This is a genomic window from Pseudoxanthomonas sp. P4_B2 (assembly GCF_056402315.1).
In genome coordinates, this window is record NZ_JBFUHQ010000003.1 from 377,388 (window position 1) to 391,402 (window position 14,015).

Sequence of the window (14,015 nt, forward strand, 5' to 3'; positions counted from 1 at the left end):
AGGACTCCTCGGATTTGTGGACGTCGCCGACCGCGCTTAGAAAAAGTCGATACCCTGGCGCAGCAGCAACTGGAAAATCAAAAGCAGCGCGATCGCCGCCATCAACGGATAGACGAGCGAAGTGGTCGCAGGTAGCCCTGTAGCCCTGATCATACGCAGGCGCCAAGCGCCGGACTGGATCCAGAACATGCCGACCCCGGTGACGATCACCGGCAAAAACACCACTTCGATCCATTCGCGCGGCACGCGGAACGGCAGGATCAGCACCATCGCCACCAATGCCGGCAAGGTGGCCACCTGGAAGATGAAACGGCTGCGTGCGCCTGCGCCTGCCAATTGCGCCGGCTCGGAGGCCAGGCCCAGCAAGTGTCGCGAAAACTCGCGTGCGAACAGCGGGATGGCCGCAAGCGCCAGCAATGCAGCGATGTTCTTGGCGGTAGCGGTGAGCCGGAAGTAATCCATCGCCATGCCCACATCGCTGCCGGAACTCAGCGCGCCAACCACGACCTGCGGCAGCGCCATGAACACGCCGCAGTACGCCACCCAGATCAAGAACAGACGCACAGCCACAGTGCGCCCCACACCCCGCCGCAGCAGAAACAAGCAGCCCAGTCCCAGTACGAAGGTGGCCAATGCGCCGGTTCCCTGAAACAGACTGGCCAGTGCATGCTCGCCTTCCCAGCGATGGTTATTGTGGAACAAGGTCGGCCGCAGTCCGGGGGTGAACGCCTTGGGCAGTACCAGGAAAAGTTCCTGCACGAAAAACACCAGGTTGAAAGCCAGGGTATAGAGCAAGACCGATATCGCCGTCAGCTGCTTGTCCCAGGTCGCGACGGGTGCGGTGGGTTCGCTAGGCGCACGCACCCAACCCGCCAAGGCCAGCAATAGGGGACCGACGATGAGGACCAACGCGGCGGCGATCAGGATCATGCGCTTCGCTTCATGCATTCCGACGGATTTCGATGTTGCCACAGGCACGCACGGCAGCGCCCTGCCCTTCCCCACTCAAGCTGTCAGTTTCTGGTGGGAAACAGCGATTCCTGGTGCTTGGGGCGCCAATTCATACCCTTGTAGTCGACGGGCTTGGCCGCAGCGGGAGCCGGCTCGCCCGCCCGAGTCGCAGAAGCGGTAAGCGTTGCGCTTTTCAGCTTGGCGGCGATCCTTCCGAAGGCTTCGATGTCGCGGGAAGTGAATGCGTATTCGTCGCGGCAAACTCTGTAGCGCACCTCCTGCGCGTCGGCCACGGCGATCGCCCATTCCAGAGTGACGTCTTGTTCGATCAACTCGATCATTTCGCCATCGACGACGCTGCCGCGATGCGACGCGGGCCGGGCCGCCAGGGATCGACCATCCACGAACCAGTCGATGTTGTGGCATGCGGCGAAGCGCGGCGCTGGCACGCCCCCGCCGTCGCTCGCCGAAACGAAGGCCAGACTGATCGCCGCGGAAGACGCATCGCCGATGAAACTGCCGTCGAAAGTGAAAACTGGTCTAGTCGTATCCATGCTGCCATCGGCGGTATAGGCGATGGTGCGCTCGCCGCTGATCCGGTCGAAGGTCTCGTTGACGCTCTGGGCGGAAACAGGCGCAGCGATCGCCAGCGCGATCGCGAAGAAAGCGATGCGCATCAGCCAGCCGCCTGAACAGCGGCTGGTTTATCCAATTCTGGCTTCATCACACTCCCCAGTGTGTTGCGACGTCGAACGCTAAGCCCCTTCCGGCTTCCCCGCCCTGGCTTCGCATGTACAGCTTGCCATTCCTGGCGCATCGGCGCACCTACAAGGCGATCCGCTTAGCGCGATTGTGCGGACGGTCACGCTGGCGGCAGCGTCCGGCTGCGCTATTCGCGTCCCGGACTTCCTTTATCAGGATCGTGGCAGCGAACGATCGCCGTCGTTATCGCTACACCTATCCTGCGAGATCCGCGCCAACCGCGAGCCACTGCCAGGCCGATGTGGCCCTTGCCTCAGTCGCAGGCACGCGGCCACGCCGGATCCGCGCCGGCTTCCAGATCCACCAGGAACAGTTCGCCTGAGCGCTCACCATTGGCCTGCGCAAATAGCAGGCGCTTACCGTCGGGCGACAACAAGGGCCCGACCTGAAACACGTCCTGCCGCGCCGGCACTTGGCCGCGTTCGCGCCACGCGCCGTCGACCTGCTCGTAGCGGTACAGATGCGAACGTTCGCCGCGGTTGGCCACCACCACCATCACCCGCCCATCGCGCGAGATATCGGCCTCGTATTCGTCGCCTGCGGTGTTCGCCTCGCCCAACAAGGGTTGTACTTGCCATCCGCCGCCTTCTTGCGGCGTCGCCACATAAAGATCGCGACCGCCCGGTCCGCCCGGCCGATTCGATCCGAACAGCAGGCGTCCATCGGACAGTTCGCGCGGCAACAGCTCGCTATGCGTGGAATTGACCGGTTCCGGCAGACGCTTCGGCGCGCCCCACTGGCCATCGGCGTCGCGCTCCACTTTCCAGATATCCAGATCGTCCTTGCGATGACGCGAAGTGCCGTAATAGAGCGTCCGGCCATCGGCGCTGAAGGCCGGGTCCGTTTCCAACACACCCGGCGCAGCGGCGAACGAAGGCTCGACCGGCGCTGTCCAGCGTCCGTCCACGCAGCGCGTGAACAACAGGCGGTAGTTGTCGAACTGGCGATCGGCGCGGAAGAAGAAAAGTTCGCGTCCGTCGGGCGACAGCGTGGGTGAGGATTCGTACTGGTCTGTCGAAATCGCAGCCGGCGTCCAGCGTTCCGGCGTTGCCGTCGCCGTCGCCGTTGCCGTCAGCAGCAACCCCAGGCTCATCAATGAAGCGGTCATCGACTGCAGTAGCATGCGCTCACTTCCTTGAGAAACGAAAACGGCGATACTGGACGCGCATGCGGGAACCGGAAAGTGAATTTTCCACAAACCAGTGTTGAACGAAAATAAAGGCGGCGACCCTGGAACTCTTCGATGTCGATTCCAGGCGCGCTTGTTCGTCATAAGGACAGAGGGCTGTCCTCTGCCAACGAGATCCCACCATGTCCAGCAATACCGTAAGGCTTCACCGGGTCATCCGCACCACTCCCGAGCGACTCTATCGCGCCTTTCTCGATGCCGACGCGATAGCCAAGTGGCTTCCGCCGAATGGCTTCACCTGCAAGGTCCATCAACTGGATGCCCAGGTCGGCGGCACCCACAAGATGTCGTTCACCAATTTCTCCACAGGTCACAGCCATTCCTTCGGCGGAACTTACCTGGAGCTGACGCCCCATGAACGTATCCGCTATACCGACGGCTTCGACGATCCCAACCTTCCCGGCGAAATGCGGACCACCATCTCGTTGACCAAGGTTTCGTGCGGCACCGAACTGAACATCGTCCAGGAAAATATTCCCGATGTGATTCCGGCCGAGCAGTGCTATCTGGGCTGGCAGGAGTCGCTGGTGCTGCTGATCAAACTGGTGGAGGCCGATATTCCGGAGTGAAGCGGCAAGATTTTTTTCGTGTCGTCGGAAGCCGACCGTCCACGCTTGCCCCCTTGAAAAAGGGGCGACAAGATGCGAAAGCGGCTTGTGGGGGATTCGCTCTTCGTGCCAAGAGCAAATCCCCCGTCGGCCGCTTCGCGGCCGCCTGCCCCCTTTTGCAAAGGGGGCACTGGCATGGAACGAAGATAAGGCCGATCGTATGCTGCCGGCATGAGCAGAGTTACTTGATGACGCAGTTACACCCCCTGCCCTCACACGCGGACACACCCAGCCCACCGCGCAAACGCTTACGGTCCGTCGCCTGCCTGCTGCCCGTTTTGCTGGCCGCTTGCGTCACGCAAGGGCCAGTGCAGCCGGGACAACGCCCGACCGACGTGCGCGCAGAGATAGTGCGACGGATGCCCGCGAGCACGGACCGGAACGGCTGGGCGGCCGACATCCAGGCGGCCTTCGCCGCCCAACGCATCGAGCCCAGCACCGAAAACATCTGCGCGGTGCTTGCGGTCGCCGAACAAGAATCCGGCTATCAGGCCGATCCCATCGTGGCCGGTCTGCCGAAAATCGCGCGGGGAGAAATCGACCGTCGCGCAGCTTCCAAGCACATTCCGAAGTTCCTGGTCGACGCCGCACTCAGTATCAAGTCGTCGAACGGAAGCTCGTACGCACAGCGCCTGCAGGGCGCGCGCAGCGAGCGCCAACTCAGCGAGATCTATGAAGACATGATCGGTCGCGTGCCGCTGGGCAAGCGCCTGTTCGCCGACATGAATCCGGTGCAAACCGCCGGCCCCATGCAGGTCAGCATCGCGTTCGCCGAATCCCATGCCGACCATTACCCATACCCCATCGAGGGCTCGGTTCGGGACGAAGCTTTTACTCGTCGCGGCGGCTTGTATTTCGGCATCGCCCATCTGCTGGGCTACCGCACGCCGTACACGCGCAAGCTGCACCGTTTCGCCGACTACAACGCCGGCTGGTACGCCAGCCGCAATGCGGCGTTCCAGAACGCGGTCAGCCTGGCTTCGGGGATTCCGCTGGCGCTGGATGGCGACCTGCTGCAACCAGGAGCGCGCATGGACAAACCAGGCAAGACCGAACTGGCGGTGCGTGCGCTCAGCGGGCAGCTCGGATTGGACGAGGGCGCCATCCGCAACGCGCTGGAACGCGGCGACCGGCTGGATTTCGACGACACCGATCTCTACGCGAAAGCGTTTGCGCTCGCCGAAGCCCACGAGCGCAAGCCGCTGCCGCGCGCGATGATCCCGGGTATCAAACTGGAAAGCCCCAAGATCACCCGCGATCTGACCACGGCGTGGTTCGCCACCCGGGTGGACGAGCGTTACCAGCGCTGCATGCGGCAGTAGCGGGAATACGTCTCTTATATCTCACCAAAACCGCAAACATTTCGATTCTTAGCGCATTCACTGCGTAATGAGTCAACCGTGTTCGAATCGAAGTCGCCCTCCACGAAGAAGCGGAAGGAATATGAAAAACCCAATACTTCTGTGTTTTATTTTTCTTCTTTCCGCAAACACAACCCTCTTCGCCGCAGAGAACCCGCCGAAGCACTATATTTACATTTATCAACGAGGAGAGAATGGCGCCGACATCAAGACAGACAAGGCACTGCGCGATCCACGCTTCAGCGGGGCTCAAATTGTTTATACATGGCGCCAACTTGAGCCTTCCAAAGACCAGTATGATTTCAGCGCGATAGAAGAAGACCTTGCCTACCTCGATTCGATAGACAAGCGACTCTGGATTCAAATCCAAGAGAAATCGTTTACCCCACGTCGCAATGTGCCTGATTACCTGTTGAATGACCCGCTCTATCGGGGCGGTGTGATTAAGCAGAGCATGCTTAGCGCGCCCGAGCGGGATCCGGACAAACCGCTATCCGACGATGAATACGGGTGGTCAGCCAGGATGTGGGAACCTCCCGTCCGCGAACGCTACCAGAAGCTGATCCGGCAACTGGGCGCCAAGTTCGATGGAAAGATCGTTGGAATCAACTTCAGCGAGAGCTCCATGGATATCGGCACCGAGAACGCCGATGGCAGCACCACCTTTCCCATCGATTTCGATCCCCAAGCCTATGTGGATGCGATTCGGGACAACATGCGGGTGCTTGCCGATTCCTTTAAACAATCCATTCCAATGGTTTACCTGAATTTCGTGCCCGGCGAATGGTTGCCATGGAACGACAAAGGCTACATGCGCAGTCTTTTCGCCGAAGCCAGGAAGCTGAAAATTGGAGTAGGCGGGCCCGATCTCATGCCGTACCGCAAAAGCCACATGTCGCAAACTTACGGTTTTTTCAAGGACTATCCCGACGATCTCGTAAAAGGCATGGCAGTGCAGGATGGAAATCTGCGCCAAATCAATCCTAGAACCGGCAAAAAGAACACGGTGCAGGACCTGCTTTCTTTTGCAGAGGGGTACCTTGGGTTGGATTATGTTTTCTGGGTAGAGGAAGAACCCTACTTCAGCAACGAAGTGCTTGAGCAGCTGCCGCCCTCAGATCACTTGGGAATCCAGGATCGTGAATAGGGCGGGCTCAAGCCCGCCGCATGGCAAGCAGGGCCCACCCCTCGTGGCCTACACCTGCGCCGTTTTCCACTTACCGCGCGAAAACAGCCAAAGGGTGAACAACCCCACCGAAGTTTCGGAAACGAACACAGCCCAGAACACGCCGGTGTGCTGCCAGTCCAGATTGATGGCCAATACATACGACAACGGAATCTGGATCAGCCAGAAGAACACCAGATTGATCTTGGTCGGCGTGACCGTATCGCCGGCGCCGTTGAAGGCCTGTACCGAGACCATCCACCAGCCGTAGACGAAATAGGAATACGACAGGATCCGCAGCCATTCGCCGCCGATCGCGATCACCGCCGGATCGTCGGTGAAGATGGCGATCAAACGGTCGTGGAGGAAGAAGAACAGCACCGAGATCAAGACGGTGAACGCCATGTTGTACCAGCCGATCCGCCATACCGACGCTTCCGCGCGGCCCGGCTCGCCGGCGCCCAGGTTCTGCCCGACCAGCGTCGCCGCGGCGTTGGACATGCCCCAGGCCGGCATCAGCGTGAACATCATGATCCGGATCGCGATGGTCGCGGCGGCCACCGCCTCGCTGCCGAGGTTGGCCAGAATGCGCATCAGGAAGATCCACGAGGTCATCGCCACGATCATCTGGCCGACACCGCCCAACGAAGTGCGCACGATGTTCCACATGATCGCGCCGTGCACGGCCAACTGCGAAGCCACCACGCGGATGTGCTGGCCGCCGCGGAACAGCGACCACAACTGGTACAGCACGCCGGTGCCGCGGCCGATGACGGTGGCCAGCGCCGCACCTTCGATGCCCATCTCCGGGAATGGGCCGATGCCGAAGATCAGCAGTGGGCACAGCACGATGTTCAGGCCGTTGGCCAGCCATAGCACGCGCATGGCGATGGCGGCATCGCCGGCGCCGCGGAAGATCGCGTTGATTACGAACAGCAAGATGATCACCGCGTTGCAGCCCAGCATCCACTGCATGTAGGGATAGCCGTGCTCCAGCGTCCAGGCGTCCGCGCCCATCAGACGCAATAGATCCTGCGCATAGACGATGCCGGCCACCGCGAACGGTACCGACACCAATAGCGCGACGAGGATCGCCTGCACCGCCGTGACTGCGGCCTCCTCGCGCTTGCCTTCGCCGATGCGCCGCGCGATGACCGCCGTCACCGCCATCGCCAGCCCCATGCCCATCGCATACAGCAGGAACAGCAGGCTCTCGGTCAGCCCCACCGTCGCCACCGCGGACGGGCCCAGCTTGGCGACGAAGAAGATATCCACCACCGCGAACGTGGACTCCAGCACCAGCTCCAGCACCATCGGCACCGCGAGCAGGAACACCGCCTTGCGCAGTGGGATCTTGGTGTAGTCCGCGCCGGTACCGCGAATCGCGTCGCGCAGTTCAGCCCAGAGCGATTGCGCCGGCGCGGGCATGACCGTCGCACCTGCTTTGATCTGGTCGGTGGATTGCGGTTCGGTACTCATGCGCGCAGGCCTCCGTGGTTGGCGAAAACGCCGATGGTAACCGCAGAACGGGCCCTATTCCGCCACCGACTGCTGCTTGCACGTGTTGCGCTGCCTCGAATGCTTTCGGTGAACATGCCATAGCCGACTATCGACGCGACCAACACACTACTTTCGTTGTGGAACATGACTCCTCCTATGGATCGGCGAAAACGTCATCGCCATTGCCCATCGCCTTTCTAGGTGCGACGAACGGACTGGCCCGGAATCGACAACCCGAACAGCGCGCTTCGTCTTACAAGCGTCGTTGGCACATGGGTTAAAGTCGAAACCCCGGCTTATACAGTCAGGACCTGATCACAGGAAACCTCCCATGCCCACCCTGCCTCACGCTACCGCGCTCTGTCTTTCGCTCGTCTTCGCCTTCGGCGCCACCGCCGCCGAGCCGAATCCGGCGAAAACCCGCGCCTACATCGACAAGGCCTGGACCACGCTGACGCGTTCGATGGACGATTGTTCCTCACTCCATGACGACAAGGTCAAGACCCGGCCGGTTCTCTATCTGCCCGCGGATCTGAACCGTACCGCCGACATCGACGCGATCGGCAAGCGTTGCAACGTCGATGTGCGCGCGCTGCCGCAGACCGTCCGTCAGGTCGGCGAACTCGATCCTTCGCTGCTGCCGCAACAAGGGCTGCTCTACCTGCCCAAACCCTATGTGGTTCCGGGCGGATTCTTCAACGAGATGTACGGTTGGGACAGCTATTTCATCGTGCTGGGCCTGGTCGCGGACAAGCGCGAAAAGCTGGCCCGCGACATGGTCGACAACTTCTTGTTCGAGGCGGAGCACTACGGCGGCGTGCTCAACGCCAACCGAACCTACTATCTCACCCGCTCGCAGCCGCCGTTCCTGGGCGAAATGATCCGCGAAGTGCTGAACGCACCCGGCAGTTTCGCCGACCCGCGCGACGCGGACGCCTGGCTAGCGCACGCGTATCCGCTGGCGCTGCGCGACTATGCGGTCTGGAACCGCGCGGAGCATCGCGCCGGCGATACCGGCCTGGCGCGCTACTTCGATTACGGAAACGGCCCGGTGCTGGAAATGCGCGACGCCAAGTACCTACGCGGCGTGATCGAATGGCTGCTCGCCCATCCGCAGCAGAATCCCGGCTATCTACTGGAGGCTTCCGAGCATCCGGACGATGCCGAAGCGCAACGGCTGAAGACGACCAGTTGCGATGTGCGCGCTTCCGAGGTCTGCGCGCAGGCTTGGGCGAAAGGCCGCCGGCTCAGTGCCGACTATTATCTCGGCGACCGTGCGATGCGCGAATCGGGCTTCGACGTCAACTTCCATTTCGGCCCCTTCGCCGGTTCCACCCATCACTACGCGCCGGTCTGTTTGAACAGCCTGCTCTACCGCTACGAAATCGCCTTGCGCGATTTCGCCCTGCGCCTGGGCAAGAAGGAGGATGCGCAGCGCTTCGCGCAAGCCGCCGCGGCGCGCAAGGCGGCCATGGACAAGTACCTGTGGCAGCCGGGCCCCGGCATGTATCAGGACTACGACTTCGTCGCCGGCAAATCCGCACCCGATCCTTACATCACCACCTTCTACCCGCTGTGGGCCGGCGCCGCCTCGCCGCAACAGGCGCAAGCGGTGCGCGAAAAACTGCCATTATTCGAACGCAAGGGCGGCCTGGCGATGAGCGCGAACGAAAGCGGTGCGCAGTGGGACGCGCCCTTCGGCTGGGCGCCGACCAATTGGCTGGCCGCAGCCGGTCTGGAGGCTTACGGCTTCCACAAAGACGCCAAGCGCGTCGGCGGCAAGTTCGCCGCCACCATCGACCGCAGCCTGGCCCACGACGGCACTATCCGCGAGAAATACAACATGGTCAGCGGCAATGCCGACGTGAAAGTCAGCGCCGGCTACAGCGAGAACGTGATCGGTTTCGGTTGGAGCAATGGCGTGTACCTGAAGCTTCAGGACCTGCTGAAGAATCAAGGAATACCGTAGCCTGGGTAGAGCGCAGCGGTTTTCAACAGCGAAGCTGGTCAACCCAGGGAACCGAAGTGGGACACTCAGCCGGTGATCGTACACGGCCCGAAACACGCGATGCAGGTAGTCCAGAACAACACAGATCAAGAGCCCCGGGTTTCGCTGCGCTCTACCCGGGCTACGTCACTCCTCATGGAATACGGCTCGTGAGCAAACCAGAACCAGGACGCACAAGCCAGGACCCCGAGCTGCTGCGTCGCCTGCTGCGCGCGAAGGATCGGATGGACGCCGTCTCGCACGAGGCGTGGCCCGTGCAACGGCTGGCGCGCGTGAGCAGCGTTTCGGAGGCTCACTTCGCGCGATCGTTTAAAGAAGCTTTCGGCCTTCCGCCGCATCGGTATCTGCTTACGCGTCGGATCGAACGGGCCAAGGCGCTGCTGCGCGACACGGATCTGCCCATCCTGGAGATCGCGCTGCAGACCGGGTGGAACAGTCTGGGCACGTTCGGACGTACGTTCCATGACGTCACCGGCGAGAGTCCCAGCGAATTGCGCACGCGCGAACGAGCCGCGCGACACGAATTGGAGCGGGTACCGCACTGCTATATCAGCGCTGCGTACCGTCCCGGCCTCACAACCGCAGTTTCGGAGAAGCGGCGGCAGGAGGCAGGTGCTACAAAGAGCACCCCACAGAAACCGGAGGTGATATGAGTCAGGGTATTGGAGTAGTCGGGCTATACGTTCGCGATCAGGACGAAGCCCTTGAGTTCTATGTCGAGAAGCTCGGATTCCGCGTGCATACCGACGCGCGCAACGGCGACTATCGTTGGCTTACGGTGCAGCACCCGGAGCAGCCGTCCTTGCAGCTCGGCCTGTTCAAACCGCAGGCGCCGGAGCTGGACGCGTCGACGGCGCAGACGGTAAGCGAAATCGTAGCGAAGGGCGCGATGCCGCCGCTGGTGCTCAACGTGGACGACTGCCGCGCCGCCTACGAACGGATGCAGGCCCGCGGCGTGGAATTCACCCAGGCGCCGGAGGAACGCTATGGCAACGTGGACGCCAATTTTCGCGATCCTTCGGGGAACGGCTGGAAGATGATCGAGTCCCGGCGCGCACCGCACTGAGCGCCAGCGCAGTCACCCTGAGCCCGACTCCTTCGGGCTCGTCTTCAGAGGAGGTCGCAATGAACTGGAACAAAGGGATTCGACAGTTCCACCGCTGGGTGGCCATCATTTTCACGCTGACCGTCATCGCCAACTTCGTCGCACTGGCGCAGAGCGGTGGTGCGATGCCGCCTCCCTGGATCACCTACTCGCCGCTGCTGCCGCTCGCCTTGCTTATGCTCACCGGCCTGTACATGTTCGTGCTGCCGTATGCGACCAAGTGGCGCAAGCCCTCGCAGGCCTCATAGGGCGGGCTCAAGGGACTAACCCCTGCTACGTATATCGGTCGCGAGCGTCTCCGCACAGCCCAGCGCGGCCGTCGGTGACGCCATGTCCGCGCCGCGTGTGCGTTGCAGATGCGCCAAGCCCCAGACTCGGGCGTTCTCCACCAGCGGCAGGACCGTGCGGCCGTAATCGCTCAGGTGGTAATGCACCGGCGCGGGCGCCGGCCCGGTCTCCAGGCGCCCGATCAATCCGTCGGCTTCCAGTTCCCGCAACTGCTCGGTCAACACCTTGTGCGAGATCGGTGCGACACGGCGCAGCAGCGCGGAGAAGTGATGGGTTTCGCGTGCGAGCCAATACAAGATCGTGAGTTTCCATTTGCCACCGACCGCGCTGAAAGCCGCGTGCAGCGGGCACTCGGCGAGTGGATGGGGCTTGGCAAGCGGATACGCACCTGCAGGTGCCGTCTTGTCGTTGGACATGGATGCCTCTAGCGTTCAGTCAACCGATAGTGCTGGAGGATGCCATGCCGGGCCATTGCCGTGCGTTCATGCTGGGGATTGCGATCATGGGGCTGCTCTGTTTGCCGGTGGCGCAAGTCACCGCACAGGCGGTGCAAAGCGCCAAGTCCGGGGCGAAGACGCCACGCGATGGGCAACATGATTTCGATTTCCAGATCGGCACGTGGAAGACGCATCTGAAGCGGCTCGTGCATCCGCTATCGGGATCGGACGAATGGGCGGAGTACGAGGGCGTCACCACGGTGCGCAAGGTCTGGGACGGCCGCGCCAATCTAGTCGAGCTGACGGCCGACGGTCCGGCCGGCCATTTCGAAGGCCTGAGCCTGCGCCTCTACAACCCGCAGTCGCATCAATGGAGCCTCAACTTCGCCAGCAGCCGCGGGGGAATACTGACTCAGCCGACGATCGGCGGCTTCATCGACGGTCGCGGCGAGTTCTACAATCAGGAAGACTTCGATGGTCGCGCGGTATTGGTCCGTTTCGTGATTACACCGCTCGACGCCGACACCCTCCGCTTCGAGCAGGCGTTTTCCGACGATGGCGGGAAGAGCTGGGAGGTCAATTGGGTGGCGACGGATACGCGGGTGAAGCAGTCCGGCTTACTGGATCTTCCACGGCACCCCATGTCCCGAGCGGTGGGCCGGAGCTTACCCAACTAAATCCCCTATCCCTACACGTGTGGGGCTCAAACCCGCCGCAAAATGCCCGATCTACGGTGCTTGCCAAGGACCCTGCCCTTCATGGCAAGCTATCTGCGGGGACGGTGCCACGATGGCGCCGAAGGAAAAACACCGATGCATTTCGTACAGCGGGCTGCCTGTGCCGGGCGCGTGGTGGGCTGGATCCTGTGCTTCGCACTGCTGACAGGTTGCGGTAGCGGTCCGGACGGAAACGAGTACGTGAACTATGACGGCACTACCCTGATCGTCGAGGGCACCGAGTTCAAACGGGAAAACACGATGGACCCGCCTGGCACCTTCCTTCCCGGACGCGTCGTGGTACAGCCGGAGGATGAAATGGTGGACGACGCTCTGACGCTCATCGAGCGCTACGGACTGACGTTAGAAGGTCGCAGTTCCGAAGGCTGGCTGCTGGTCAAGGCGCCCGACGGTTTCGAGATGCAGTGGGCGGCGGCTCTGCAGTCGCAGCTCGGCGGGCGTAGCTTTGCGACCATCGACTCCGCCCAGTCGCCAACACCGATAGTCACGGCCGCGGCTGGCAAAGCGCCGGTCGCCGAAGGGCCCGTGCCTGACGATGAGCCGTCCGCCGCGGACGTGCGCCGCATCGCCATTGAGAGGTACGAGCGGCTCGAGCAAGCCGGCGGTCTTCCCGTGACCATGACGGCCACCGGGCAGTCGATGGTCCTCCACAGCAAGGTATTCGATGCACGCAAGGAATCCTGCCGGAAACTCCCCGGCGCCAAGCCTGGCGAGTGGGAGTGCGAGGCCGAACTGATGATGGGGTTGTGCAGCGGCGACTGCGACCCGTCCGCCGAAGAGCCCCTGCCAAAGGGCGAGCGTGTAGGTATCCGCTGGGATCCCGCGCAGCGTGGCTTCACGCTCGACGACTGATTTGAATTAGTGCTGATTTGAATTAGCGAAGCAGGCGACTGTCCGGTTTGGTCGAAAGCGGCCACTGGTACACGGGTCAAAGACCCCGGGTGCGATTCGCGTGCCCGGGGCCGAACCTACTTACGGCTTGGCGATCTGCAACAGTTCGAGTTCGAACACGAGGGTGCTGTTAGGCGGAATCGGGCCGCCGGGCGTGCCGGCTTCGCCATAACCCAGCTTGGATGGGATCCACAGTTTGTACTTGCTGCCCACGGGCATCAGCTGCAGCGCCTCGCTCCAGCCCGGCACTACCGAGCCCAGCACGAACTGGGCGGGTTCCTTGCGCTTGTATGAGCTGTCGAACTCGGTGCCGTCGAGCAGCGTGCCGGCGTAGTGCACGCTCACGCGGTCTTCCACTTTCGGCTTCGGCCCGGTGCCCTGAGTGATGATCTGGTATTGCAGGCCGGAAGCGGTGGTGATCACGCCGGGCTTCTTGCCGTTCGCGGCCAGGAAGGTCTTCTCCAGTTCGACGTTCTTCTTGCCCTGCGCTGCCATCTCGGCCTGTTTCTTGGCCATCTCTTCCTGTTGCTTGGCCTGCATCCTGACCGCGAAGGTCTGCATCACTTTCGCCACCTGCTCGTCGTTCAACAGGAGCTTCTTGTCCTTGACGACATCTTCGATCGCCCGATTGAGCGTCTTCAGGTCGACCTCGTCCTTCATCGGCTTGAGCGATTTGCCGATATCCATGCCGATCATGTAGCTGACTTGCTCCTTGTCGGTCGCCAATCCCGGGATCTTCCCGGCCGCGTCCGGCTTGGCGGCGGTCTCGGCGGCATCTTTCTGGGACGGGTTGCAAGCGGCGAGCATCAGGGCGCACGAGGCTGCGGCCACGGTGAGGGTCAGGGGGCGCGATAACTTCATCAAAAACTCCGGAGATTGGCAGGGCTGCATAGTGAACTAATAAGACCAACACCGGCTAACTGCGCAGTCGCAAAACCGGCTTCAGGGACAGACGGGGCGGGCCCAGACCTGCCGCGCGAGGTGGGATCTGCGGAATCTGATGTTGCGCCGGC

15 protein-coding genes are annotated in these 14,015 nt (G+C 62.1%); 9 read left to right on the plus strand and 6 right to left on the minus strand.

Going from position 1 to position 14,015, the window contains the following annotated elements:
* Positions 1-36: 36 nt before the first annotated feature.
* The 3 genes from AC1DTQ_RS10615 to AC1DTQ_RS10625 form a co-directional block, all read right to left on the minus strand.
* Entirely contained in the window at positions 37-948 is a 912-nt protein-coding gene (locus tag AC1DTQ_RS10615; protein WP_477849561.1) for a hypothetical protein, read from the minus strand.
* A 65-nt stretch (positions 949-1,013) separates the two neighbouring features.
* A complete protein-coding gene (locus AC1DTQ_RS10620; protein WP_477849562.1) occupies positions 1,014-1,628 on the minus strand; it encodes a hypothetical protein in 615 nt (204 codons plus the stop codon).
* A 338-nt stretch (positions 1,629-1,966) separates the two neighbouring features.
* Entirely contained in the window at positions 1,967-2,836 is an 870-nt protein-coding gene (locus AC1DTQ_RS10625; RefSeq protein WP_477849563.1) for a TolB family protein, read from the minus strand.
* Positions 2,837-3,024: 188 nt separating this feature from the next.
* Between AC1DTQ_RS10625 and AC1DTQ_RS10630 the strand changes: the two genes are divergently transcribed.
* The 3 genes from AC1DTQ_RS10630 (at position 3,025) to AC1DTQ_RS10640 (ending at position 6,018) form a co-directional block, all read left to right on the plus strand.
* Positions 3,025-3,471 (plus strand): SRPBCC family protein, encoded by a 447-nt coding sequence (locus AC1DTQ_RS10630; protein WP_477849564.1) that lies wholly within the window; start codon positions 3,025-3,027, stop codon positions 3,469-3,471.
* Positions 3,472-3,698: 227 nt separating this feature from the next.
* Positions 3,699-4,832 carry a DUF1615 domain-containing protein gene (locus AC1DTQ_RS10635; protein ID WP_477849565.1) on the plus strand — a complete coding sequence of 378 codons (1,134 nt, stop codon included), beginning with the start codon at positions 3,699-3,701 and terminating at the stop codon, positions 4,830-4,832.
* 121 nt (positions 4,833-4,953) lie between these two features.
* Positions 4,954-6,018 carry a hypothetical protein gene (locus AC1DTQ_RS10640; RefSeq protein ID WP_477849567.1) on the plus strand — a complete coding sequence of 355 codons (1,065 nt, stop codon included), beginning with the start codon at positions 4,954-4,956 and terminating at the stop codon, positions 6,016-6,018.
* Between the two features lie 48 nt (positions 6,019-6,066).
* Here the strand turns inward: AC1DTQ_RS10640 and AC1DTQ_RS10645 are convergent, their stop codons facing one another.
* Positions 6,067-7,515 (minus strand): MATE family efflux transporter, encoded by a 1,449-nt coding sequence (locus tag AC1DTQ_RS10645; RefSeq protein ID WP_477849568.1) that lies wholly within the window; start codon positions 7,513-7,515, stop codon positions 6,067-6,069.
* A 352-nt stretch (positions 7,516-7,867) separates the two neighbouring features.
* Between AC1DTQ_RS10645 and AC1DTQ_RS10650 the strand changes: the two genes are divergently transcribed.
* From AC1DTQ_RS10650 to AC1DTQ_RS10665, 4 genes are all read left to right on the plus strand, one after another.
* Positions 7,868-9,505 (plus strand): trehalase family glycosidase, encoded by a 1,638-nt coding sequence (locus tag AC1DTQ_RS10650; RefSeq protein WP_477849569.1) that lies wholly within the window; start codon positions 7,868-7,870, stop codon positions 9,503-9,505.
* A 263-nt stretch (positions 9,506-9,768) separates the two neighbouring features.
* Positions 9,769-10,197 carry a helix-turn-helix domain-containing protein gene (locus AC1DTQ_RS10655; RefSeq protein WP_477849690.1) on the plus strand — a complete coding sequence of 143 codons (429 nt, stop codon included), beginning with the start codon at positions 9,769-9,771 and terminating at the stop codon, positions 10,195-10,197.
* Entirely contained in the window at positions 10,194-10,610 is a 417-nt protein-coding gene (locus AC1DTQ_RS10660; RefSeq protein WP_477849570.1) for a VOC family protein, read from the plus strand. The genes AC1DTQ_RS10655 and AC1DTQ_RS10660 overlap by 4 nt, the downstream gene beginning before the upstream one ends.
* 59 nt (positions 10,611-10,669) lie before the next feature.
* Entirely contained in the window at positions 10,670-10,897 is a 228-nt protein-coding gene (locus AC1DTQ_RS10665; protein WP_477849571.1) for a hypothetical protein, read from the plus strand.
* Positions 10,898-10,912: 15 nt separating this feature from the next.
* On the opposite strand, the gene AC1DTQ_RS10670 is transcribed toward AC1DTQ_RS10665, so the two are convergent.
* Entirely contained in the window at positions 10,913-11,353 is a 441-nt protein-coding gene (locus AC1DTQ_RS10670; protein WP_477849573.1) for a winged helix-turn-helix transcriptional regulator, read from the minus strand.
* Between the two features lie 44 nt (positions 11,354-11,397).
* Here AC1DTQ_RS10670 and AC1DTQ_RS10675 point away from each other — a divergent pair, with 44 nt between their 5' ends.
* Both AC1DTQ_RS10675 and AC1DTQ_RS10680 read left to right on the plus strand, forming a co-directional pair.
* Positions 11,398-12,051, plus strand: coding sequence for a hypothetical protein (locus AC1DTQ_RS10675; protein ID WP_477849574.1), 654 nt, complete (start codon positions 11,398-11,400; stop codon positions 12,049-12,051).
* Between the two features lie 81 nt (positions 12,052-12,132).
* Positions 12,133-12,963 carry a hypothetical protein gene (locus AC1DTQ_RS10680; protein ID WP_477849575.1) on the plus strand — a complete coding sequence of 277 codons (831 nt, stop codon included), beginning with the start codon at positions 12,133-12,135 and terminating at the stop codon, positions 12,961-12,963.
* Between the two features lie 120 nt (positions 12,964-13,083).
* On the opposite strand, the gene AC1DTQ_RS10685 is transcribed toward AC1DTQ_RS10680, so the two are convergent.
* Positions 13,084-13,863: an FKBP-type peptidyl-prolyl cis-trans isomerase gene (locus AC1DTQ_RS10685; RefSeq protein WP_477849576.1), complete on the minus strand. Its 780-nt coding sequence runs from the start codon at positions 13,861-13,863 to the stop codon at positions 13,084-13,086.
* Positions 13,864-14,015 lie beyond the last annotated feature (152 nt).

What these genes read in the sequence shown, in the direction of transcription:
- AC1DTQ_RS10655 (WP_477849690.1), top strand. Translation starts at nt 9,769, where the DNA reads ATGGACGCCGTCTCGCACGAGGCGTGGCCCGTGCAACGGCTGGCGCGC.
- AC1DTQ_RS10645 (WP_477849568.1), bottom strand. Translation starts at nt 7,515, where the DNA reads ATGAGTACCGAACCGCAATCCACCGACCAGATCAAAGCAGGTGCGACG.
- AC1DTQ_RS10665 (WP_477849571.1), top strand. Translation starts at nt 10,670, where the DNA reads ATGAACTGGAACAAAGGGATTCGACAGTTCCACCGCTGGGTGGCCATC.
- AC1DTQ_RS10670 (WP_477849573.1), bottom strand. Translation starts at nt 11,353, where the DNA reads ATGTCCAACGACAAGACGGCACCTGCAGGTGCGTATCCGCTTGCCAAG.
- AC1DTQ_RS10660 (WP_477849570.1), top strand. Translation starts at nt 10,194, where the DNA reads ATGAGTCAGGGTATTGGAGTAGTCGGGCTATACGTTCGCGATCAGGAC.
- AC1DTQ_RS10615 (WP_477849561.1), bottom strand. Translation starts at nt 948, where the DNA reads ATGCATGAAGCGAAGCGCATGATCCTGATCGCCGCCGCGTTGGTCCTC.
- AC1DTQ_RS10635 (WP_477849565.1), top strand. Translation starts at nt 3,699, where the DNA reads ATGACGCAGTTACACCCCCTGCCCTCACACGCGGACACACCCAGCCCA.
- AC1DTQ_RS10640 (WP_477849567.1), top strand. Translation starts at nt 4,954, where the DNA reads ATGAAAAACCCAATACTTCTGTGTTTTATTTTTCTTCTTTCCGCAAAC.
- AC1DTQ_RS10650 (WP_477849569.1), top strand. Translation starts at nt 7,868, where the DNA reads ATGCCCACCCTGCCTCACGCTACCGCGCTCTGTCTTTCGCTCGTCTTC.
- AC1DTQ_RS10625 (WP_477849563.1), bottom strand. Translation starts at nt 2,836, where the DNA reads ATGCTACTGCAGTCGATGACCGCTTCATTGATGAGCCTGGGGTTGCTG.
- AC1DTQ_RS10620 (WP_477849562.1), bottom strand. Translation starts at nt 1,628, where the DNA reads ATGCGCATCGCTTTCTTCGCGATCGCGCTGGCGATCGCTGCGCCTGTT.
- AC1DTQ_RS10630 (WP_477849564.1), top strand. Translation starts at nt 3,025, where the DNA reads ATGTCCAGCAATACCGTAAGGCTTCACCGGGTCATCCGCACCACTCCC.
- AC1DTQ_RS10680 (WP_477849575.1), top strand. Translation starts at nt 12,133, where the DNA reads ATGGCAAGCTATCTGCGGGGACGGTGCCACGATGGCGCCGAAGGAAAA.
- AC1DTQ_RS10685 (WP_477849576.1), bottom strand. Translation starts at nt 13,863, where the DNA reads ATGAAGTTATCGCGCCCCCTGACCCTCACCGTGGCCGCAGCCTCGTGC.
- AC1DTQ_RS10675 (WP_477849574.1), top strand. Translation starts at nt 11,398, where the DNA reads ATGCCGGGCCATTGCCGTGCGTTCATGCTGGGGATTGCGATCATGGGG.